This is a genomic window from Clavibacter sepedonicus, assembly GCF_000069225.1.
Classification (GTDB): domain Bacteria; phylum Actinomycetota; class Actinomycetes; order Actinomycetales; family Microbacteriaceae; genus Clavibacter; species Clavibacter sepedonicus.
On record NC_010407.1, the window covers coordinates 3,141,637 to 3,163,079 of the forward strand.

At 70.5% G+C, this 21,443-nt stretch carries 22 protein-coding genes and 1 tRNA gene; 8 read left to right on the forward strand and 15 right to left on the reverse strand.

Going from position 1 to position 21,443, the window contains the following annotated elements; all coding sequences use genetic code 11:
• Nucleotides 1-40 precede the first annotated feature (40 nt).
• The gene (locus CMS_RS14720; protein WP_012300205.1) at nt 41-652 is read left to right on the forward strand and encodes a hypothetical protein; all 612 of its coding nucleotides are present in this window, start codon (nt 41-43) and stop codon (nt 650-652) included.
• Between the two features lie 13 nt (nt 653-665).
• On the opposite strand, the gene CMS_RS17225 is transcribed toward CMS_RS14720, so the two are convergent.
• Together CMS_RS17225 and CMS_RS14730 are read right to left on the reverse strand one after the other, a co-directional pair.
• The gene (locus tag CMS_RS17225; RefSeq protein WP_133064094.1) at nt 666-1,277 is read right to left on the reverse strand and encodes a hypothetical protein; all 612 of its coding nucleotides are present in this window, start codon (nt 1,275-1,277) and stop codon (nt 666-668) included.
• 155 nt (nt 1,278-1,432) lie between these two features.
• On the reverse strand, nt 1,433-2,041 hold the full coding sequence (locus CMS_RS14730) for a recombinase family protein (RefSeq protein ID WP_041464763.1): 609 nt from the start codon (nt 2,039-2,041) through the stop codon (nt 1,433-1,435).
• Nucleotides 2,042-2,418: 377 nt separating this feature from the next.
• Between CMS_RS14730 and CMS_RS16830 the strand changes: the two genes are divergently transcribed.
• Entirely contained in the window at nt 2,419-3,354 is a 936-nt protein-coding gene (locus CMS_RS16830) for a trypsin-like peptidase domain-containing protein (protein WP_165770258.1), read from the forward strand.
• A gap of 452 nt (nt 3,355-3,806) precedes the next feature.
• Here CMS_RS16830 and CMS_RS16305 read toward each other — a convergent pair whose 3' ends face one another.
• Together CMS_RS16305 and CMS_RS14740 are read right to left on the reverse strand one after the other, a co-directional pair.
• Nucleotides 3,807-4,145 carry a hypothetical protein gene (locus CMS_RS16305; protein WP_049791960.1) on the reverse strand — a complete coding sequence of 113 codons (339 nt, stop codon included), beginning with the start codon at nt 4,143-4,145 and terminating at the stop codon, nt 3,807-3,809.
• 185 nt (nt 4,146-4,330) lie between these two features.
• Nucleotides 4,331-5,182, reverse strand: a complete 852-nt coding sequence (locus CMS_RS14740) for a chymotrypsin family serine protease (protein WP_158309451.1) — start codon at nt 5,180-5,182, stop codon at nt 4,331-4,333.
• Between the two features lie 566 nt (nt 5,183-5,748).
• On the opposite strand from CMS_RS14740, the gene CMS_RS17230 reads away from it, so the two are divergent.
• Complete coding sequence (locus CMS_RS17230) at nt 5,749-6,171, forward strand: hypothetical protein (RefSeq protein ID WP_133064096.1); 423 nt, start codon at nt 5,749-5,751, stop codon at nt 6,169-6,171.
• Nucleotides 6,172-6,296: 125 nt separating this feature from the next.
• Here CMS_RS17230 and CMS_RS14750 read toward each other — a convergent pair whose 3' ends face one another.
• The gene (locus CMS_RS14750) at nt 6,297-6,968 is read right to left on the reverse strand and encodes a GntR family transcriptional regulator (RefSeq protein WP_012300212.1); all 672 of its coding nucleotides are present in this window, start codon (nt 6,966-6,968) and stop codon (nt 6,297-6,299) included.
• A 147-nt stretch (nt 6,969-7,115) separates the two neighbouring features.
• Here CMS_RS14750 and CMS_RS14755 point away from each other — a divergent pair, with 147 nt between their 5' ends.
• Nucleotides 7,116-8,492: a cytosine permease gene (locus CMS_RS14755; protein ID WP_012300213.1), complete on the forward strand. Its 1,377-nt coding sequence runs from the start codon at nt 7,116-7,118 to the stop codon at nt 8,490-8,492.
• Nucleotides 8,489-9,220, forward strand: coding sequence for a biuret amidohydrolase (gene biuH / locus CMS_RS14760; protein ID WP_012300214.1), 732 nt, complete (start codon nt 8,489-8,491; stop codon nt 9,218-9,220). The genes CMS_RS14755 and biuH overlap by 4 nt, the downstream gene beginning before the upstream one ends.
• Here biuH and CMS_RS14765 read toward each other — a convergent pair.
• The 3 genes from CMS_RS14765 to CMS_RS14770 form a co-directional block, all read right to left on the reverse strand.
• A complete protein-coding gene (locus CMS_RS14765) occupies nt 9,199-10,353 on the reverse strand; it encodes a glycosyltransferase 87 family protein (RefSeq protein ID WP_223842672.1) in 1,155 nt (384 codons plus the stop codon). The genes biuH and CMS_RS14765 overlap by 22 nt on opposite strands.
• Nucleotides 10,354-10,599 (reverse strand): hypothetical protein, encoded by a 246-nt coding sequence (locus CMS_RS18050; RefSeq protein ID WP_223842673.1) that lies wholly within the window; start codon nt 10,597-10,599, stop codon nt 10,354-10,356.
• 164 nt (nt 10,600-10,763) lie between these two features.
• Complete coding sequence (locus CMS_RS14770; RefSeq protein ID WP_041464764.1) at nt 10,764-12,047, reverse strand: uracil-xanthine permease family protein; 1,284 nt, start codon at nt 12,045-12,047, stop codon at nt 10,764-10,766.
• 244 nt (nt 12,048-12,291) lie between these two features.
• Here CMS_RS14770 and CMS_RS14775 point away from each other — a divergent pair, with 244 nt between their 5' ends.
• Nucleotides 12,292-13,254: an IS481 family transposase gene (locus CMS_RS14775; protein ID WP_012300216.1), complete on the forward strand. Its 963-nt coding sequence runs from the start codon at nt 12,292-12,294 to the stop codon at nt 13,252-13,254.
• A gap of 10 nt (nt 13,255-13,264) precedes the next feature.
• Here the strand turns inward: CMS_RS14775 and CMS_RS14780 are convergent, their stop codons facing one another.
• The 6 genes from CMS_RS14780 to CMS_RS14810 form a co-directional block, all read right to left on the reverse strand.
• Nucleotides 13,265-14,227: an IS481 family transposase gene (locus CMS_RS14780; protein ID WP_012300217.1), complete on the reverse strand. Its 963-nt coding sequence runs from the start codon at nt 14,225-14,227 to the stop codon at nt 13,265-13,267.
• Between the two features lie 97 nt (nt 14,228-14,324).
• Nucleotides 14,325-15,368, reverse strand: a complete 1,044-nt coding sequence (locus CMS_RS18315; protein WP_306295593.1) for a peptidoglycan DD-metalloendopeptidase family protein — start codon at nt 15,366-15,368, stop codon at nt 14,325-14,327.
• 484 nt (nt 15,369-15,852) lie between these two features.
• Nucleotides 15,853-16,662: an inositol monophosphatase family protein gene (locus CMS_RS14795; protein WP_012300220.1), complete on the reverse strand. Its 810-nt coding sequence runs from the start codon at nt 16,660-16,662 to the stop codon at nt 15,853-15,855.
• Nucleotides 16,663-16,706: 44 nt separating this feature from the next.
• On the reverse strand, nt 16,707-17,450 hold the full coding sequence (locus tag CMS_RS14800; RefSeq protein ID WP_012300221.1) for a YoaK family protein: 744 nt from the start codon (nt 17,448-17,450) through the stop codon (nt 16,707-16,709).
• A gap of 53 nt (nt 17,451-17,503) precedes the next feature.
• Nucleotides 17,504-18,490, reverse strand: coding sequence for an aldo/keto reductase (locus tag CMS_RS14805; RefSeq protein WP_012300222.1), 987 nt, complete (start codon nt 18,488-18,490; stop codon nt 17,504-17,506).
• Between the two features lie 115 nt (nt 18,491-18,605).
• A tRNA-Tyr gene (locus CMS_RS14810) sits at nt 18,606-18,687 on the reverse strand.
• A gap of 130 nt (nt 18,688-18,817) precedes the next feature.
• On the opposite strand from CMS_RS14810, the gene CMS_RS14815 reads away from it, so the two are divergent.
• A complete protein-coding gene (locus tag CMS_RS14815) occupies nt 18,818-19,306 on the forward strand; it encodes a YajQ family cyclic di-GMP-binding protein (protein ID WP_041464766.1) in 489 nt (162 codons plus the stop codon).
• Between the two features lie 93 nt (nt 19,307-19,399).
• The gene (gene cls, locus CMS_RS14820) at nt 19,400-20,869 is read left to right on the forward strand and encodes a cardiolipin synthase (protein ID WP_041464767.1); all 1,470 of its coding nucleotides are present in this window, start codon (nt 19,400-19,402) and stop codon (nt 20,867-20,869) included.
• Nucleotides 20,870-20,942: 73 nt separating this feature from the next.
• Here the strand turns inward: cls and CMS_RS14825 are convergent, their stop codons facing one another.
• Complete coding sequence (locus CMS_RS14825) at nt 20,943-21,443, reverse strand: MarR family winged helix-turn-helix transcriptional regulator (protein ID WP_041464768.1); 501 nt, start codon at nt 21,441-21,443, stop codon at nt 20,943-20,945.

The window sequence follows — 21,443 nt, forward strand, 5'->3', positions numbered from 1 at the left end:
GGAGTGCACACTGCTGTACACCAGACGAGGGGAGCATGGCATGCACTTCGAACGCGTACCGGAAGAGGGCGAGTGGCCGGCGGAGATGGAGCTGACGATCACGGAGTTCCCGCGTCCGCTGATGGAGCTGCTGTACGTGAAGCATGCGTGGGATCTGTCTCCGTGGATCCAGATCCCGGAGCTGGACCCGGCCCCATCAGCGGGGACGTCGCAACGGCCGGCGCACTGGGACCTCGCGTCCCTCGAACAGCGGTGGGCGGAGGTGTGGCGGGCGAACATCTACTGGAACGCACGGTCCCAGGGTGACTACAGCGACAAGACGGACCTCGCACAGCACTTCGGCATCACCGGGCCGGTCTGGTGGAGTCGGGAGCACGGGTGGGACGGCCTGGACCAGGCTGCGTTCTCTGAGTGGATGGATACCCTTGACCGTTTGAAGACATCCACCGTGTTCGAGTCTCCTGAGCGCCGAGCACTGCCGGACACGGTTGCGGCGTGGCGCCACGGCCTCCGGCAAATATTCGTCATGCCGTACAAGCCGTCCGGCGGAGCCGAGTGGAACGGGCCGGAGTTCATGACCGTTGCCGCCGGAACGCGGAGGGATCCAGATGCCTACCCCTCCGCGCTCCGTACCGGTCTCGCGATGAGCTGACCAGGCAGCGGTCCTAGAAGACGTCGATGGGGCCTCCGGAGTAGCACACGAAGCCGCCGAGCAGCACCGCGTGCGAGCCGAGCGTCACCTGCGTGCTGCCGCCCTGCTGGGTGTCACGGATCGCCGGCGAGATCTGCGGGTCGCTCGTCCAGCTCAGCCGGCCGGTGCTCAGGCCAGAGAAGTTGAACTGATGCACCTTCGTGCCCGTGGCGACGAGGGACTCGTCGACGAACCATGCGTGATCGACCGCGGGCGCCTTCACGACGTAGCTCGTGACGACCCGGATGGTGTTCCCGCCGTTGTAGACGGCGGTCACGGTCGAGGAGCCGCAGTTGCCCTCGACGGTACCGTCTGGGTGAACAATGGCGGCTTCGTCCGCGGACGCTTCTGCCCACTCCCTCTTGGCCTCGGCTGTGACAGGGACGGGCACGGTCCGCCCGTTGACCGTCTGCAACTCGAACCCCTGAGCCTTCGCGGCTGCCGCGTCAAAGCCGCCGAAGCTCATGGGCGTTACAACCGTTCGTGTGGTGCTGGCGAGCGCTGCTTGCGCGGGAACGGCCGCCGCGAGCAGGAGTGCCGCAGCGCCGATGGCCGCTAGCGCGTGGTGGTTCCGGATGTGACGCATGTGTACACCTTCCGATTGCCGGACCGCGGCTGATGCAGCGCATCCGGGCCGCCTCTCAGCGACGATCTGAGGTGTACTCCTTCGTGGGTTTGAGGCGAGCGGGTTGTGCGCCGTCGAGCGGGTGCCCTAGCGGCACCTACGTCTGCGGGTCATTGTCAACCCGGGGGGAGCGTGACCTGTCCGCTCTCCTCGACGGGGTGCCGACCGAGGGCGCGGTAGACGGTGGCGCGGCCGATCGAGAACAGGTCGCACAGCTCGCTGATGGAGTGGTCGCCGGCACGGTAGAGCGCGACGAGGTGTCGCTCGGCGGCGGGGGAGAGCTTGGGCTTGCCGCCCTTGAGTTTCCCCTTCTTCGCGGCAACCTTCATGCCCTCGCGGGTGCGGGCGCGGATGAGGTGGGATTCGAACTCGGCGAACATCGCGAGCATGTTGAACAGGAGCCGCCCGGTCGGGTCGGTCGGGTCGTGGATGGATCCCCCGATGCTGAGCGCGACTCCTTTGGTCGCGAGCTCGTCGGCGATGGTGCGGGCGTCGCTGATCGAGCGGGCGAGGCGGTCGAGCTTCGTGACCACGAGTGTGTCGCCGGCCCAGCACGCCTCGAGCGCCTTCCCGAGCGCGGGACGGTTCCGGTTGGTGCCGGTGAGGCCGTGGTCGACGTAGATCCGATCCGGCGTCACGCCGAGCGCTGCGAGGGCGTCCCGCTGGGCGGTGACGTCTTGCGCGTCGGTCGAGACGCGGGCGTATCCGATGAGCTGTCCTGGCATGCGTCCAGTGTCTCAGGTAAGGACCCCTCAGCGGAACAGTCGCCGGACCGCCTACCTGAGACGCATGACCCCGCGGCCGCCACTCGACGACGAGGTGGTCCGGGAGGGATCCCCTACCGGACCACTCCGGTGTCGACTCACGGCGGCAATCACGAGCATCACGGCACCAAGCACCACTAGAACCTACTCCCGGCCGGGTATAATGCGAAAGATACTATTACTATTACTATTACGGGTTTAACTATCCTATCCCGTGCTGGGATGTGGGGCCTTACGAGTAGACCGCTCTTGCGGGGGCCGAAGCGCTGTACGTTCGGCGCTGACCGATTGGCGACGGGCCAGGCGAGAGCTCCTCCCCGCCAGTGGCTCCCGACGCCATGGATCAGCTATTAAAAGTTCGATCCTCACCCCCGCGCGAGCGCGAGTCGCACCTGTGGAGAGTGCAGCTCCCCGGCCCGTCTCTCGCCCTAGTGTCTACTTCTGTGAGAATCCCACATAAAAGCATATTCGCCCTCCTGCTCGCGTTCGCCACCGTTGCTGGATGTTGCTCCGTCGCCGCACCGGCTCAGGCAGTCGATCGCATCGCCCGTGCATCGCTCCCTGTGCGAGCGGGTACCCATCTCATCTTCAGTGAGAGTGACGGACCTACCTATACAAGAGACTATGATTGCACCGCTGGCGCGGTGCTTACAGGATCTGGATTCCTGTCGCGAATCACGCCTTATCAGCGTGCCGTCCGATATGTAGCGACCGCGAAGCATTGCGGCGGTCGGGGCGCCCATGTCCACGTTAACGACGTTGAGGTTGGGTCGGTCATCTGGGAATCGCCAGACACCGACCTCTCAATTGTCCGAATTGAGCCCTTGCAGACGACGAGGAGGAGCTGCTATCCAACGTCGGCGGGTATCCGCTGCACGCTCACTAGTGACTACGAGCCCCGGGCGACGGGTGAGGTGTTTGCTGTGAGGAATCGCTCCGGTCAGGAATCGTCCGTGCCGGTAGCCGGAACCAAGGTCCCAGATGCTCGGGAGATTTTTTGCACCAGCGGATACATAACGGGACGTCTGTGTAATTATGTATCGACAAACCGACCGCCCGGCCTTATTGTCGAGAATCAGCAGGTTTTGGCGGAGACGTTCTCAACAGCGACGCAGAGGGGTGACTCTGGGGGACCTGTCGTCAGTAGGGATATGAAGATCATTGGCATCATCGGTGCTGGTGGCTTGCCAGGTTCAGGAGATGAGACCTATATGAGCTACATCCCCATCGCTGTACTTTTCCGAGAGCAACCCTATTACGTCCTAGCAACGTAGCTGCGGACCGTGACGAAGCCTGGGTGTGAGCTCGCCATCGGCAGTGGGAAAGGAGAGGCACTCAGCGGATGGTGTGAAATGGTCGCGTGCGGCAAGTTTCGGAACTTGTCAGCGATGTCGACCACTGTCTGGAGGGGGCTCCTGAGTGTGGCTTTAGCACGGGAGCGCCGCGAGGGGAGCGCGGGGAAGCGAGCCACCCGTACCGTATCTGACATAACTTATATTATCGGCGTGCCAGTCGAAGCGTCGAGAGGGGCAAAGTGCGGCTCGGGCGGGCGTCGCGCGCGTCTGGCGGCCATGCACTCGACCAGCCGTCGACGGGTGGAGGTAGATGCACCTGCAGGGAGGCGTGCTGGTAGCTCATCACCCGCCGCACTCGCGGCTTCGTAGGAGGCGTCCCTGACGTCGGCGTGGTCGACACCGCAGCGCGGCCTGGCCTCCTGTGACGCTCGCTATGCGTCGGAGGTGCCGTCCAGGCCCTCTTCTCCGAACTCGGCCATGACGCTGCCGACGAGCCCTTGAACGTCAATCGTGGTTGGCGCGGGTCGGGATCTGCCGTCGGCGTACGCGAGGCGGGCAGCGGTGAGGTCGGCGAGTCGGACGGCTTGGATGACGATCACGCGTCGTAGCCCGGAGGAGACTTCGCCGCGCTCGTGGGCGACTGCGGCAACTCGTGCGAGGGTCCCCGCGCGGCGTGCGATGCGGATGTCCGGGTGCTCGCGGTCCTCGCGCATGTCGGCGGGGACGGGTGGGAACCGGTATGAGCGCGGCAACTCGATGCGCGGAGACACCGGCGGGATCTTCTCGTTCAGAATCGCCCGGTACTTCGACCTCTCGATCGCCGCACATCAGTCTCCTCTGGCACGAGGACCTATGTGGCGCCCCGGAGCGGGAGACGAAGGATCGCCGCCACTGCATCCGGATCGGTTTCGGGAGGCGGCAATTCGGCGGCCCGTGTCCTTCAGCTCGCTCCCGTTCAGGAGGGGGCGAGCGAGTACCCGGGGCGCTCCAAGAAGAATTGCCCGGCGCTGATGTAGGTCATGAGGCTAGGATCGGATCGGAACACGGCTGAATGGACGCCGTACAGGAGCCCGCTTGTTGATACCACGGGGCACCCCGAGTCTCCGCCCAGGAGGCCGGTGCCTGATGTTGTCGCGCCATGTTCGCCCGCGTATTTGACCTGCTCCGTCGTGAGCTCGTGCGCCGTCCATAGGCAGCTCAGCCCGGTCGTAGCGCCGGAGGTGCAGACGTCGGTGTCCCCACTGGGGGCGCCGTCTCCAAAGCCCGTGACGGGTACGGTGCTGATGCTTCTTGTCCGCAGGCTGGCCAGCAACACCCTCCCGACGGCGCGTGGATCATAGGAGGTGATGACGATGCACGAGATCCCCGTGGACCGCGAACTGCAGTGCGGAATGCGACGCACGTTGGGCGCGACCTCGATCATTCCTAGGTCGCTGATCTGTGAGGTCCATACGACCTTGCCCAGGTACTGCCCTCCGACGCTCACATCCGTGCCGACGGGACCACAGTGCTTCGCGGTCACGACGTAGCGGGTGGCCCGACTCGCAGCGCTGAGGTTGGCTAGGAATCCGTCCTTCTTGACGACGAAGCCAGCTGTGCAGTAGCCGCCGCGCATCTGGAGCGCCGTGCCACCGACGACCGGGTACTGGGTCCTCTCATAGTCAACTGCAGATGCCGGCGTGGCCGACGCGACGAGCGCGGCGGTAACGAGTACGACGGCAGCTCTGTGACGCCAGGTGCGGAAAGGTCGGCGGCGAGCGTACCCGCGAAGGGCAACACTGATGGATGAGACAAACGTGGGGGACATGACCGTGAATCTACTGATGCCGCGCTCGATGCCCGTGCTCACGGTACACAGGCAGGCCGTGCACGGGCGATGCCCGGACACGTTTGACTTGTACGCCTCACGGCTGCGGCGGGATCGGCGGCCTCGCTCCTTGGCGAACTTGCGCGGAGGCGTGACGGCAGCGCATTGCACGCTGCGCCGCGACGTTCGCGGGATCGTGGCTTGGTCATCGCGTCTCCCGCATCCGTTGGCTTGCGGGACGTCCCGTGAGCGGACGGAGCTCGCCGCGGAGACCCGCAGCCGCGAGTGTCCCGCAACCATGGCCCGCAAGGTGCTGCTGTCCCATGCGGGCGATTCGAGGAAGCGAGGTGTCCTCCCTCCTTGGCGATGTGTCGTGTGGCATGCGTCCTGCCGTGGTCAGTCCCTCCTTCCGCGAAGCTGGCTGCCAGCTGCTGAGCAGCATTCAGGGGTTGTCAGGAAGACGGGGCCAGGCCGGCACGTCGCTGGAGACTTGTGTGGGGAGTCCACCCTGGCTCGCGGTGGGCGCTTCACGCGCGACGCAGGACAGGAGGGCACACTGCTGTGTCGTGGGGGATGAGCTCGCCGATGTAGTCGAGCTCGCAATCAGCGCAGACGATGCGAAACTCGGGATCCCAGCCGAGAACGCGACCCTGCATGAGAACGTCCCGCATCTCGACGCAAGTACGTGTACTCGACCTGATGGCGTGATCTGCAAATGCCCGATACCCGATCGCCCGGGCCGCGCCCCCAAGGCGATTTCGGAGTCGAAGCTCCTGGTCGACCTGCTTCGTGAACCGATCAACCTCGGAGCGCTTCAGATCATCCTCGCGATGCTCCCGATCAATCTCGGAGCGGACGGTGTCCTGTCGGCTGGCCCAGGAGCGAAGCGTTGTGTCGTCGCTATAGCAATACAGCACGCCAGGTGTGAAGTAGAGGCGCACCCCGCCTTTCATTCGTGGGTTATCGACCTCGACGAGGGGAGTGACTAGGTGTAGTTCCCAGTGAGGTTGTGAACGCGGTCGGTGAGCGCGAGCCCGCTGAGTGTGGTTTGGACCGGTGGTGGTTGTATTCGAGCAGCCGGCGGTTGCGGGCTCGATCCCCGGACGGCCGACGGCTAGCCCGCCGCCTCCGCGCGCAGTAGGTCCTCGAGCGCCGCGCACGCGTCGACGCGCGTCGCCTCGATGTGGCGGAGCGCGATATCCGCCGCCCGCTCGCCCTCGCGGCGCTCGACCATCGCGAGCAGCTCGCGGTGGTCCGCGAGGGAGTCGGGCCGTCGCGCGCTCGCGGCGGGCAGGTAGTGGAAGCGCACGCGCTTCGACATCGACTCGCCGACGGACGCCAGCGTGCTGTTGTGCGCCGCGGCCGCGAGGGCCACGTGGAAGTCGTAGTTGAGGCGCGCGAGGTCAGCCGGATCCGCGGCGCGTTCCTGCAGGCGGATCACCCGCTCGAGCTCGCGGAGGTCGTCGGCCGTGCGGCGCCCCGCGGCGAGCTCGACGGCCCGCGGCTCCACCAGTGCGCGCGCCTCGAAGAGGTCCACCAGCTCGGACAGCACGCGCGGCCGCACCGACATGCCCTCGTGCGCGCGGTGCACCACCCAGCCGTCGGCCTCGAGCGCCCGCAGCGCCTCGCGCACGGGGATGTGGCTCGTGCCCATCCGCTGGGCGACCTCGTCGGCCTTCACGCGGGATCCGGGGGCGATGATGCCGCCGAGGATCTCCTCCTCGAGCAGCACCCGCACGCGCTCCGCGGCGCCGAGACGGGCGGGGACGAGCGCGGGGGAGGGCATGCCCCGATTATAGGATCCGCGATCCGGCGGTCACCCAGGTGCGTTTCACATCCCGGAAACACCGCAGAAACGCACGTGAGCGACGCCGATGTTCCTATAGGACGCAGCCGGATCCCCCGCCGGCGTCACCCGATCCCAGGAGATCCCATGTCGCATCCCGCCGCCCCGCCGGTCGCGCGCCACACCGCCCCCGCCGATCCGGATCCCGCCGACCGCCCCGCCTTCTCGGAGTACGAGTCGGAGCCCGTCCCGCCGCACGCCCGCCGCCGCACCTCCTCGGTCGCCGCCGTGTGGCTGGGCTTCCCGATGATCCTCACGTGCGCGGTCTTCGGCGGCCTGGTCGTCCACTCGCTCGGCTTCTGGCCGGGCATGGGCGCCATCGCGGTCGGCACCCTCGTCCTCATGGTCTATGTCGGGGCGCTCAGCTACCTGGCCGGGCGCAGCGGCGAGAGCTTCGCGCTCATGGCCATGCGCACGTTCGGGGCGAAGGGGTACGTCGTGCCGGCGGGCTTCCTCGCCACGGTGGTCATCGGCTGGTTCGCGTTCCAGACCGGGCTCACCGGATCCACCCTCCACGGCAGCCTCGGCTGGGACCAGACGGGCACCACGCTCGTGGCGGGCCTCCTCTTCGTCGCGGTCACGCTGCTCGGCATCCGCGCGCTCTCCTGGATCGGCGTGGTCGCCGCTCCCCTCTACCTCGTGCTCGGCGCGGTCGCCGTCGTCATCGTCGCGACCAGGTCGGGCGGCGCGGAGCTGCAGACGGCGCCCGCGGCGGGAGCCGGCGCGCTGAGCTTCGGCGCGGCCGTGACCCTCGTCGTGGCGCTGTTCGCCGACTCGGGCACCATGACCGCCGACTTCACGCGCTGGGCGCGCTCGGGCCGGCAGGCCGTGCTCGCGACCCTCGCCGCGTTCCCGTTCGGCAACGCCGTCGCGCTCGTGGTCGGCGGCCTCGTCGTCGCGCTGGGCGGCGCGACCGACCCGGGCACCGCGGGCGGCGACTTCCTCGGGATCCTCGTCGCGCAGGGCGGTGCCCTCGTGCCGCTCGCCGTGCTGTTCGTGGTGGTGAACCTCGGATCCGTGTGCGCCCACTGCCTCTACAACGGCGCCGTCGGCTGGAGCCAGCTCACCGGGATGCGCATGCGCCGCACCACGCTCGTGCTCGGCGCGGTGGGCGTCGTCCTCGCGGTCGCCGGCATCTGGTCGTACTTCGAGACGTGGCTGAACCTGCTGGGCGTGATCGTGCCGCCCATCGGCGCCGTGCTCATCGTCGACCAGCTGCTGCTCGCACCGCGACGCGCGGCGGCCGGATCCGTCGGCGCGCGCGGCGCCTGGCGCGCCCCCGCCTTCGTCGGCTGGGCGGTCGGCGCCGTCGTCGCGCTCGTGGCCCACGCGTACGCCGACTTCCTCTCGACGGCGGTCGTCGGCATGGTCGTCGGCGCGGTCGTGCTCGTCGCCGTGGACGCCGCGGGACGCGTGCGCGCCCCGCTCGGCGCGGCCGTCGAGGCGGGGGAGGCCCGCTCGTGAGCGCGGTCACCGTGCCCGCGCCCGTCGCCGGCACCACGGCCGTCGCGGCGGATCCCTACGCCTGGCCCTACGACGGCGCCGTCGACGTCGCCCGCACCGCCGTGGTCTGCATCGACTGGCAGGTCGACTTCTGCGGCGTCGGCGGCTACGTCGACCGCATGGGCTACGACCTCGCGCTCACCCGCGCGGGCCTCGCGCCCACCGCCCGGCTGCTCGAGCGGGTGCGCGAGCTCGGCATGTCCGTGATTCACACCCGCGAGGGCCACCGCCCCGACCTCTCCGACCTGCCCGCGAACAAGCGGTGGCGGTCGGAGCGCGCGGGCGCCGAGATCGGCAGCGTCGGCCCGTGCGGGCGGATCCTCGTGCGCGGCGAGCCCGGCTGGGAGATCGTCCCCGAGGTGGCCCCGCTCCCGGGCGAGCCCGTGATCGACAAGCCGGGCAAGGGCGCCTTCTACGCGACCGACCTCGACCTGCTGCTGCGCTCGCGCGGCATCGACCGGCTGATCCTCACGGGCATCACGACCGATGTGTGCGTCTCCACGACCATGCGCGAGGCCAACGACCGCGGCTACGAGTGCCTCGTGCTGTCGGACTGCACGGGCGCCACGGATCCGGCGAACCACGAGGCGGCGCTCCGGATGGTCACGATGCAGGGCGGCGTGTTCGGCGCCGTCGCCACGTCGGACGCCGTGCTCGCCGCCCTCGCTCAGGCGGTGCCGCTCTCCTGACGCGCGGGCGCCGCCGCCCGTCGGCCGACCGTGCGCGCGCCGAGGGCCGTGCGCACCGGCCGCGTCGCGGGGCGCCGGGCGCGGGCGATCCCGGCCTGCGGGATCCCGTCGGCCTCCGCGGCACCCAGCCGCACCAGCTGCACCACGGCGACGACCAGGAGCGCGACCTCCGCGAGATCGCGCAGGGTGATCACGGCGACCATCGCGGGCACCGCGGAGGTGAGCAGCAGGTACCCGTACGGGTAGACGACCTGCGTGAGCGCCGCGACCACCAGGCCGAGGCGCGCGACGAGGGCCGTGCCGCGGGCGCGGCGGTCGTGCACGAGCATCACGACGATCGGCACCGCGAACCACGAGACGTACTGCGGCGACCCCACCTTGTTGGTGACGATCAGCGCCGCCACGAGCGCGAGCGACAGCGGCCCCACGAGGGCGGTGGGCCGGGCGCCGCGGCGGGCGGCGCGGATCCCGAGCAGGGTCACCGCGAGGACCGCCACGATCATCACGGGCGTCATGGCCTCCGCGACCGCGTCGACGCCCGGCCCGGCGACCTGGAACGTGATGATGCGCGGGTCGTCGTAGATCCGGTACCTGTCGTCGCCGAGCGCGATCCGCCAGAGGCGGTACAGCGCGGCGCTCGACTCCACTTGCAGGCCGCGCCCTGCCTGCTGCCCGACGAAGCCGAGCAGGTTCGCACCGCTGCCGAGGGCGAGGGATCCCGCCGCGACGACGGCCGTGGTGACCAGCGCGGTCGCCCCGATCGACGTGCGCGCGGCGCCGCGGCGGACGATCAGCGCCGCGACGAGCAGCGCCGCCGGCCACACCTTCACCCACGCGCCGACGGTGAGGAGCGCGGACGCGAGGGCCGGCCGGGTCGCGAGCACGAGCAGGCCCGCGAGCGCGAGGGAGACGGTGACGGCGTCGATGCGGCCGAGCGCGATCGGCCCGAGCGCCACGAGGAAGCCCAGCCACCACGCGGCGGGGGAGAGGCCGCGACCCCGGCGGGCGCACAGCAGCAGCGCGAAGACGGCGGCGTCGAGGAGCGTGACCAGCGCGAGCCACACCGTGCCGAAGAACGCGGTGCCGCCCGCGAGCGACACGATCATGGGCGCGGCCGCGAGGATCGGGTACACTCAGGGCACGTCGATGCCGACCCAGCCGGCTCCCGCGACGCCCTCCCGCATCCAGATCCGGTAGATGCCCGTCACGTCGCCGAGCGCGGAGGTCCGGCCGATGAGGTTCAGCGTGATGAGCCAGAGGTGGCAGAGCGCGAACGCCAGCCACAGGCGCTGGATGCGCTCGCGGGAGGGGCCGCCGACGCGGGTCGCGGCGTCGGCGGTGGTCGCGCCGCGTCCGCTCGGGGCGCCGGGGGCGTGCATGTCGGGTGGATCTCCTGGGCTCGGGATGCGCGACGCGGCCGGTGCGGCCGGGCGGCGTGCGTCCGGGGGGGGCGGGCGACGGCGGTCGCCCGCGGCGCCGTCGCCGCAGCGCGATGCTAGGCCACCCGCGCGTCGCGGAGCCGTGAGCGGCCGGACGCCCCCCGTCAGTCGGTGCCGCGGAGCCGCGCGACCGTGTGCATCACGTGGTAGATCACGATGGCGGCGATGGTCCCGAGCGCGATGCCGTTGAAGGAGACCGTGCCGAGCGTGAAGGTGAACGGCGCGATCGCGACGATGAGCGCTGTCGCGGCCGTGAGCTGGTTGACGGGCTTGGAGAAGTCCACCTTGTTGTCCAGCCAGATCTTCACCCCGATGATCCCGATGAGGCCGTAGAGCGCGGTCGTCACGCCGCCGAGCACGCCCGCCGGGATCGTGTTGATGACCGCGCCGACCTTGGGCGAGAGCCCGAGCAGCACGGCGAACGCGCCGGCCACCCAGTACGCGGCGGTCGAGTAGACGCGGGTGGCGGCCATCACGCCGATGTTCTCGCCGTAGGTCGTGGTGCCGGATCCGCCGCCGAGGCCCGCGAGCACGGTCGCGAGGCCGTCGGCCAGGAGCGCGCGGCCGGTGAGCTTGTTGACCGAGCCATCGGTCATCTGCGCGACGCCGCGGATGTGCCCCACGTTCTCCGCGACCAGCACGAGCACGACGGGCAGGAACGCCGGCAGCAACGCCCAGAACTGCGGTGTGATCTCGGGCGCGTGGAACTCGGGCAGCCCGATCCACGCGGCGGCCTCGAGCTTGGAGTAGTCGATTTCCTGCCGGATCGCGGCCACGACGTACCCGACGACCACGCCGAGCACGATGGAGAGCCGGCCGAGGATCCCGCGGAACAGCACGGTCGAGAGGATCACCGCGGCGAGCGTGATGGTCGCCGTCACGGGCGCGAGGACGAAGTTGTCGCGCGCAGCCGAGGCCAGGTTGAAGCCGATGAGCGCGACGATCGCGCCGGCCACCACGGGCGGCAGCAGCGCGTCGATCCAGCCGGTGCCCGTGAGCTGCACGATGCCGCCGATGACCGCGAGCATCACGCCGACCGCCACGATGCCGGCGAGCGCCGCGCCGATCCCGCCGCCGCCCGCGGCCGTCGCCGCGTTGGCCGCGGTGATCGGCGCGATGAACGCGAACGACGAGCCGAGGTAGCTGGGCAGCCGGTTCTTGGTGATGAGGAGGAAGAGGAGCGTCCCGATCCCGGAGAAGAACAGGGTCGTCGTCGGCGGGAAGCCGGTGAGGGCGGGCACGAGGAAGGTCGCGCCGAACATGGCGACGACGTGCTGCATCCCGAGGCCGATGGTGCGCGGCCAGGTGAGGCGCTCGCCGGGGCCGACGACCGCGGAGGTCTCCACCGTCCGTCCGTCGCCGTGGAGGGTCCAGATCTGTCGGGCCATGATCGCCTGCTTCCGCGCGGGTGTGTGGGGAGACGCCCCGATCCGCGAGCGTAGCGATGCCGTGTTGCGGTGGCGTTTCGCGGGAGCGGATCCCGGTGCCGGATCCGGCGACGTCGCTCCCGGCGGCGCCCCGGCCGTCGCGCCTAGGTGTACTCGGCCGTGACGTTGGTGACACTTCGGGGCGTGTGAAGAGGCCTCCTGGCTTGATGGAGCTGTCTAGTTCAACCATCGCCAGGAGGCCTCGATGTCCCACGCTAATGCCCGGTTGACTGTTCATGGTCGGCTTCTCCTCGTGCGTCGGGTAGTCGAGGATCGTCGTCCGGTGTCGCATGTGGCTCGCGAGCTCGGGGTGTCGCGTCAGTGCGCGCATCGGTGGGTGGCCCGGTTCCGTCAGGAGGGTGTCGCGGGGCTCGCGGATCGGTCCTCGAGACCACGGTCGATGCCGGCGAGGACGAGTCCGGAACAGGAAGGCGCCGTGCTGGCTGCGCGCGCGGAACTTCGGTTCGGGCCCGCCCGGCTGGCTCCGGTGACGAGCGTTCCGGCCCGCACGATCTCCCGCATCCTGCGCCGGCACGGGGCGCCGCCGTTGGCATGGTTGGACCCCGTCACCGGGGCCGTGATCCGGGCATCCCGGTCAACGGCGCACCGGTATGAGCACGAGCATCCGGGTGATCTGATCCACGTGGACGTGAAGAAGCTCGGGAGGATCCCGGACGGAGGCGGCTGGCGGGTCCACGGGCGCAGCGAGCAGGTCCGCGGCCGCGGGATCGGGTTCGATTACGTCCATGCCGCGGTCGATGACCACACCCGTCTCGCCTACGCGGAGATCCATCCCGATGAGAAAGGCGCGACCGCGGCCGGGTTCCTGGCCCGCGCAGCGGCGTACTTCGCCGGGCGCGGGATCACCCGGATCGAGCGGGTCATCACGGACAACGCGTTCGCCTACCGGCACTCGACCGCGTTCAAGAACGCCGTCCAGGACCTGGGCGCGCGGCAGAAGTTCATCCGCCCGCACTGCCCCTGGCAGAACGGCAAGGTCGAGCGCTTCAACCGGACCCTCGCGACCGAGTGGGCCTACCGGCAACCCTTCACCAGCAACCAACACCGCGCCGACGCGCTTGACCCCTTCATCGAGCACTACAACACTGAACGAATCCACTCAAGCCACGGGCTCACGCCCGCGGCCCGAGTGTCACCAACGTCATGACCCGGTACAGCTAGTTGTAGTTCCCAGTGAGGTTGTGAACGCGTTCGGCGGGCGTGAGTCCGCCGATGCCGGTGTGGGGGCGGTGGTGGTTGTAGTGATGCAGCCAGGCAGGGTAGGTCGCGGCGCGGGCCTCGTCGGTGAGGTAGGGGTGGGCGTAAGCCCATTCCGTGGCGAGGGTGCGGTTGAAGCGCTCGACCTTCCCGTTGGTCTGGGGCCGGTAGGGGCGGGTGCGTGTGTGGGCGATGGTGCCGAGCGCCTCGGTGAAGGCGTGGGAGCGGTAGCAGGAGCCGTTGTCCGTCAGGACACGGATCACGGTGATGCCCGCGGTGGTGAAGAACGCGTTCGCGCGGGCCCAGAACGCGGCGGCGGTCTCCTTGCGCTCGTCGGTGAGGATCTCGGAGTACGCGAGTCGGGAGTGGTCATCCACGGCGTGGTGCAGGAACGCGTATCCCCGCCCGGTCCGGGGGTTGTTCTTCCGGCCGGCCGCTCTGCCGAGGACTCGGTGCCCGCCGCCGTCCGGGATGCGGCCGAGCTTCTTGATGTCGACGTGGACCAGATCTCCCGGTGAGGAGTGCTCGTAGCGTCGCGCGGGCGAGCGTCGGACGGGGAGTCCCGTCGCGGAATCCAGGTGCGTGAGCAACGGCATCCGGTAGCGACGGAGGACCCGCTCGACCGTGGAACGGGGGATACGCAGGTGGTAGCTGATGCGGTGCGGGCCCCACCGGCGAGTGAATCTCAGCGCGATGATCCGCCGCTCCCGACGCTGACTCGTGCGGGTCGGTTGCCGGTGCGGGCGGGATGAGCGATCTGTCATCGGCAACCCGGCCCGATACCGGCGAGCCCATCTCGACGCCGTCGCCGGCGAGCACTGGAACCTCTCCGCCGCACGCCGGACCGGCCACCCGTCCTCAACGATCAACCGGGCAAGCCGAACCCTGCCCACGGGAGTGAACGGGGCGTTAGCGTGAGTCACGAAGACCTCCGTGGACGTTGATGAGTGTGGTAACCCACATCGTCCCGGAGGTCTTCGCTATCCGCCCCAGCGTTCACAACCTCCCGAGGAACTACAACTAGTTCGCGTGCTCCTGGAGCCAGGCGAAGGGATCCACCGCGGTGCCGTCGGCGACGCGGATCTCGAGGTGGAGGTGCGGGCCGGTGGATGCGCCCGTGTTGCCGACCTGGCCGATCTGCGTGGCCACCGAGACGGCGTCGCCCGCCTTCACGCGCAGGGATCCCGGCAGCATGTGGCCGTAGACGCTCGTGATGAGCTGCCCGTCGATGACGTGGTCGATGACGAGGTGCACGCCGAGGCCGGTGTCGCTGGTGACGGCCTCGCGCACGACGCCGTCGGCGATGGCCTGGATGGGCACGCCCATGCCGGGCGCGAAGTCGACGCCCTGGTGGTTGCTCGAGCAGCCGTTGGAGCACGGCGCGATGCGGTGGCCGAAGACGCCGCTGATGGGCACGCCCGCGGCGAAGGGCCACTGGATGGTGCCGTTGATGTCGTTCGTGAAGGCGCCGGCGCCCTTCGACGTCTGGGCCAGCATGATCTGCTGCGGCGTCGTGGCCGTGAACGCGTCGTCGGTGCCGCCGACGACCGTCGCCTCGGGGGCGGCCGAGAGCGCGATGCTCTGGCTGGGGATCGAGGTGGCCGGCGTCTCCGTGACCACGTTCGCCTGCGCGATGTCCTGGCCGGTGAGGAACGCGGAAGACGGCAGCGAGGTCGCGATGGTGACCGTGGCGACGAACGCCATCGTGAGGAGCGTCAGCCCGCGCGACGCGTTCGAGCGGCGGCGGCCGGCGGCGCTCTCGGGCGCCGGAGCGGCCAGGGCGGGACGCGAGGACGCGGGGACACGGCGCCCGCGGATGCGGGCGTGCGGGGCGGCGGCCGGGACGCTCGCGCGCTTCGCGGGCACGTACGAGGAGCGGCGCGACTCGGGTGCGGCGGCGGATACGGCGCGGAGGCGACGGGCGCGGGTCGCGAGGGGCACGGTCTCCGCGGCCCCGGCAGCAGCGGGCTCGGCCTGCGCGGGGAGGTGCGTGCTCGGGGCGGCCGGGGCCTCGACCGAGACGTGGAGGATGCGGGGCGCGGGGCGCGGGGGCGATGAGCGCATCGGGGGCGACCTGCTCGGCGGGGGCGACCTGCTCGGGCTGAGCGTCCGCGACGCCGGACAAATCGGCGGGCGCCTCGACGGGCTGGTCCACGGGCTGCTCGGCCACGGCGACCGCGGCGACCGCGGGCTCACGGGGCTGATCCGCCTCCGCCCGGGGTGCGGATCCGCCCGATGCCCGCTCGGCGGCCAGGCGCTCGGCCTCGCGGCGCTCGCGTCGCGTCGGGTACACGGTCCCTGCGGTCTCGTCGGGGGTCAGCACGAGGGCCGCCGGTCGGAGGGCTGGGGGGCACGCGAGGCGTGGAGGCAGGACAGGATCGTGGAGCTCCTTGAGCAGGGGACAGGTGCAGCGCGATGCCGGCCGAGCGGTGTCGGGGCGTGCGCGAGCGACCGGTTCCAGCCCGGCCGCGATGTAACGGATCGGTAAAGGCTAACCTCCGGAAGGGATTCGCGCCACCCGGGGGATGCGCGCGGGGGGCTTCAGGGGCTATGCGCGCGGGCGCTCCAGCCGCTCCTCGAGGGCGCGCGCGAGCTCGGGATCCGCGGCGATCAGGAGCTCGGCGGACGCGGGTCCGCCGCTGATCCCGGTCACGCGCGCGCCGGCTTCCGCCGCGATCAGGGCGCCGGCCGAGTGGTCCCACGGCTTCAGCCCGCGCTCGAAGTACGCGTCGGTGCGGCCCGCCGCGACGTTGCAGAGGTCGAGCGACGCGGCGCCGATCCGGCGGATGTCGCGCACCTCGCCGAGCAGCTCGGTGATCACGCGGCCCTGCCGCATGCGCGTCTCCGCGCCGTACGAGAAGCCCGTGCCCACGAGCGCGAGGGAGAGCGGCACGCCCGCGTTCACGGCGAGCGGTCGGCCGTCGAGCGCGGATCCGCCGCCCGCCGTCGCCGTGTAGACCTCGCCGAGGGTGGGGTTCACGACGCAGCCGGCGCGCGCGGTCCAGGTGAGCGGATCCGCGTCGCCCTCGACCACGGCGACGCTCACGGCCCACGCGGGGATGCCGTAGAGGAAGTTGACGGTGCCGTCGATGGGGTCGACCACCCAGGTGAGGCCGGAGGTTCCGGACGTGCCCTCAGACTCCTCGCCGAGGAAGCCGTCCTCGGGGCGGACGTCTCGCAGCGCCTGCCGGATGAGGTCCTCGGTCTCGCGGTCGGTGTGCGTGACGATGTCCTCCGGGCTGGACTTCGACGCGGCGACCTCGACGCCCTCGCGGCGGCGGCGGAGCGCGAGCTCCCCGGCGCGGACGGCGATGTCGCGGGCGATGGTCAGGAGCTCGGAGTCACCGGGGGTCGTCATGCGACCAGCCTGCCAGAGGGGCGGGGCCGGCCGGCGCGCGGCGCTCAGGCGGGCGACACGGCGGCGCGCGCCTCGTCGGTCGACGCGGCGGCACCCTCACGGAGGCGCCCCCGCTCGATCCGGCGCGCGTTCCACAGCAGGCCGACGCCCAGCACCATCAGGCCGCCCGCCGCGAGCAGCGCCCACGCGCCGCCGGCGTGCGTCGTGATGAGCGCGGCGACCAGCGCGCCGAGCCCCATGCAGACGATCGCGCCGATGCGGCGGGCCCACGCGGCGCCCGTGCCGCCGGCGACGCGGCTGTCGGAGGAGAGGTTCACCATCGTCATCGTCACGACCACGGTCGAGAGGTCGCGCAGCCCGATGCTCTTCACGGCGGCCGCCTGAGCGCCGAGCAGCAGCGCGAGGAAGCCCGTGATGGCGATCATGACCCCGGTGTCGAGCGTCCCGACCGCGAGCCAGACCACGGCGAGCGCGAGCGTGACCAGGGCGCCCGTGACGAGGATCCAGACGGAGGAGCGCGGCAGGTGCACGTCGGTGGGCGCGCGTCGGGTGATGCGCGACGCGATCACCGCCCCGAGCATGAAGGCCACGAGCGCCACGAGGTTGTTGAGCACGGGGATGTCGGCGACGCCCACGAGGCCGAAGCCGATGAAGAGCACGTTGCCGGTCATGTTGCCGGTGAAGACGCGGTCGAGCGCGAGGTAGCTGACGCCGTCGATGGCGCCGGTCGCGGTCGTCATCACGAGCAGGGCGGCGATGTAGGAGCCCTCGGGCCAGGGACGGGACACGGGCGGATCTCCTCGGGCGGCTCGGGCGGCGGTCGCCCCAGGATACGGGCGGGTCAGGCGCTCTCGTCCCGCGTCGCCCGGGCTGCGGCGGACGCGAGGCGGGACACCTCGTCGTCGTCGAGCACGAGCTGCGCAGCGGGCATCAGCTGCCGGATCTGCCGGGCCGTGCGCGCGCCGACGAGCGCGCTCGCGATCCCGGGCCGACCGAGCACCCACGCGATGGCGACCTCGGCGACCGTGACGCCGCGCGTCCTCGCGACCTCCTCGGCCGCGCGCACGGTCGCGTGCCCGCCCGCCGACATGTGCTGCTCCGCGTCGAGCGCGCGGGCGGACGGCACCGCGGGCGCACCCGGCAGGTACTTGCCCGTGAGGAACCCCTTGGCGAGCACGCTGTGCGCGACGAGGCCGAGGCCCTCCTGCCGGACCACCGCCTGCAGCCGCCCCTCCGCGTGGTCGCGGACCAGCAAGCTGTACTCCTCCTGCACCACGCCGACGGGCACCGCGCCGGATCCGTGCGCGAGCGCCAGCGCCTGCTCGATCCGCTCGGGCCGGAACCCGGAGACGCCGACCAGCCGCGCCTTGCCCTCCTCCACGAGCTCGGACAGCGCGGCGACGGTCTCCTCGAGCGGGGTGCGGGTGTCGTCGAGGTGCGCGTGCACGATGTCGACGTGCGTCGTGCCGAGCCGGCGGAGCGAGGCGTCCACCCCGCGGCGGATGGACCGCGCCGACGTGCCGGGGGCGTCGCGGCTCTTGCCGACCTTGGTGCCGACGACCACGTCGTCGCGGCAGCCGCGCGCGGCCAGCCAGCCGCCGATGATCGCCTCGGACTCCCCGCCCTCGTGGCCCGGCACCCACTGCGAGTAGGAGGAGGCGGTGTCGATGAAGGTGCCGCCCTCCTCGCGGTACGCGTCGAGGATCGCCCACGCCTCGTCGCGGTCGGCGGTCCAGCCGAAGCCGCTCGTGCCGAGGCCGAGCGCGGAGACGACGACGCCGGACGTGCCGAGGGCGCGCGTGCGTGGGCCGGGTGCGGCGGGGAACATCGGTGGTGGATCCAGGTCGTCGGGCGTGCGCGCGACGGTGCGGGCACGGGCGGGCCCCGACGGACGCGTCGGGGACAGACGGACGGCCCCGCACAGCGGGGCCGTCCTCGTTCGGTGGCGAGTGAGGGATTCGAACCCCCGAAGGCTGAGCCGTCTGATTTACAGTCAGATCCCTTTGGCCGCTAGGGTAACTCGCCATGCGCACCCGACCCGTGTGATCACTGACCGGAGACGCTCGTCGATGATAGCGGTCGCCGACCCGCGAACCGAAATCGTCGGCCGCCGCCGCCGCGGGCCCGCAGCCGCCCGTCCCTTAACATGGTCCGCATGGCAGATTCCTCGTTCGACGTCGTCAGCAAGGTCGACCGCATGGAGGCGGACAACGCCGTCCACCAGACCCAGAAGGAGGTGGAGCAGCGCTACGACTTCAAGAACGTGGGCGCCTCCATCGAGTGGAGCGGCGACACCATCCTCATGAAGGCCTCCAGCGAGGAGCGCGTGAAGGCGATCCTCGACGTGCTGCAGACGAAGATGTTCAAGCGCGGCATCGGCCTCAAGAGCCTCGAGGAGGGCGAGCCCTTCGCCTCGGGCAAGGAGTACCGCATCGAGGTCACCCTCAAGCAGGGCATCGACCAGGCCAACGCGAAGAAGCTCGGCAAGATCATCCGCGACGAGGGCCCCAAGAGCATCAAGAGCCGCGTCGAGGGCGACGAGCTCCGCGTCTCCAGCAAGAGCCGGGACGACCTGCAGCAGACCATCGCGCTGCTCAAGGGCGCCGACGTCGACCTCGACCTGCAGTTCGTCAACTTCCGCTGATCCGCCGCGCCGCCCGCGGCGGCGCCCGCCCGGCCTGTCCGGCGGGAGCCGGGACCCCCGGGCGGCGCGGATGCGGCGGATAGACTCCGCCTGATGGACCCCTCGATGACCACCCTCATCCTCGCGGGGCTCGCGGTGCTCGTCGACTTCATCGTGCGCGTGGTGGCGCTGCTGGTGATCCCCCGCAACCGTCGGCCGTCCACCGCCATGGCGTGGCTCATGGCGATCTTCTTCCTGCCGTACCTCGGCATCTTCCTGTTCCTGCTCATCGGGTCCACGCGCCTGCCGAAGCGGCGCCGGGAGAAGCAGCAGGAGATCAACCGGTTCATCATCGAGTCGACGGAGGGCATCGAGCGCGTCACGCGCGAGCACTCGTGGCCGTCGTGGCTGGACTCGGTCGTGGAGCTCAACCGCACGCTCGGCTCCATGCCGCTCGTGGGCGGCAACCGCGCGAAGCTCTACAGCCACTACGACGAGTCCATCGCCGCGATGACCGCCGAGGTCGACAGGGCCACGCGGTACGTGCACGTCGAGTTCTACATCCTCGCCTGGGACGTGACGAGCGCACCCTTCTTCGACGCCCTCGAGCGCGCCGTGCAGCGCGGCGTCACCGTGCGCGTGCTGCTCGACCACATCGCGTCGCTGCGCGCACCCGGCTACAAGCGGACGACGCGCAAGCTCACGGCGATCGGCGCGGACTGGAACCTCATGCTGCCCGTCCAGCCCCTGCGCGGGCGCTACCAGCGGCCCGACCTCCGCAACCACCGCAAGGTGCTCGTGATCGACGGCCGCGTCGGCTTCATGGGATCCCAGAACATGGTGCACCGCAGCTACGACAAGGTCGTCAACCGCAAGCGGGGCCTCAAGTGGCAGGACCTCATGACCCGGCTCGAGGGTCCCATCGTGAGCGGCCTCAACGCGATCTTCATCACCGACTGGTACGCGGAGACCGACCAGCTGCTCGTGCGCGAGACCGACCCCATCGAGGTCGCGGCCTCGGACGACGACGAGGAGCTCGACTGCCAGGTCGTGCCGTCCGGCCCCGGGTTCCCCGGCGAGAACAACCTGCGCCTGTTCAACGCGCTGCTCTACTACGCGCAGGAGCGCATCGTGATCACGTCGCCGTACTTCGTGCCCGACGACTCCATGCGGTACGCGATCACCACGGCCGTTCAGCGCGGGCTCTCGGTCGAGCTGTTCGTCAGCGAGATCGGCGACCAGCCCGTCGTCTACCACGCGCAGCGCTCGTACTACGAGGAGCTGCTGAACGCGGGCGTGCGGATCTGGATGTACCGGGCCCCGTACATCCTGCACAGCAAGCACTTCACGATCGACGACGACGTGGCCGTCATCGGATCCAGCAACATGGACATGCGCTCGTTCAGCCTCAACATGGAGGTCTCGCTGATGGTGCGCGGCCCCGGCTTCGTGCGCGAGATGCGCCGGATCGAGGACGGCTACCGGAAGCGCAGCCGCGAGCTGACCCTCGAGGAGTGGAGCCGGCGCACGCGGTCCAGCACGGTGCTCGACAACCTCGCGCGCCTGACCTCGGGCGTGCAGTAGCGGCGAGGCCCTCGCCGGACGCGGGTCAGGCCGCACGCGGGTCAAGCGGCACGCGGGTCAGGCCGGACGCGGGTCAGGCCTGTCCGGCGTCCGCCGCGTCCTCGTCCTCATGGTCGTCGGCGTGGTCGTGCGCCTGCTCGTGGGCGGTGGCGCGGTCGAGCACGCCCTGGAGCAGGTCGCGGAGCCGCGAGTCGTCCACGTCGTCGCCGGCGATGTCGCGGCGGACCTGGTCGCCCACGCGCCAGATGACGGGGAGCATGTCGCGCCCGGCGTGCGTGAGGCCGACGGACAGGCGACGCTCGTCCGTCGCGTCGCGGAAGCGCGACACGTAGCCGAACACCTCCAGGCGCTTGAGCAGCGGCGAGAGCGTGCCCGGGGTGAGGTGCAGCTTCTCCGCGAGGTCGACGACCGCCTGCGGCTCCTCCTCGTCGAGGGCCAGCAGCACGAGGTACTGCGGGTGCGTCAGGTTGAGCGGCTGCAGCAGCGGCCGGTACAGCGAGACCACCGCGCGCGAGGCCGCGGCCAGGAGCACACCGGTCTCGTCCTGCAGCAGTGAGAGCGATCTCTGTGCCAT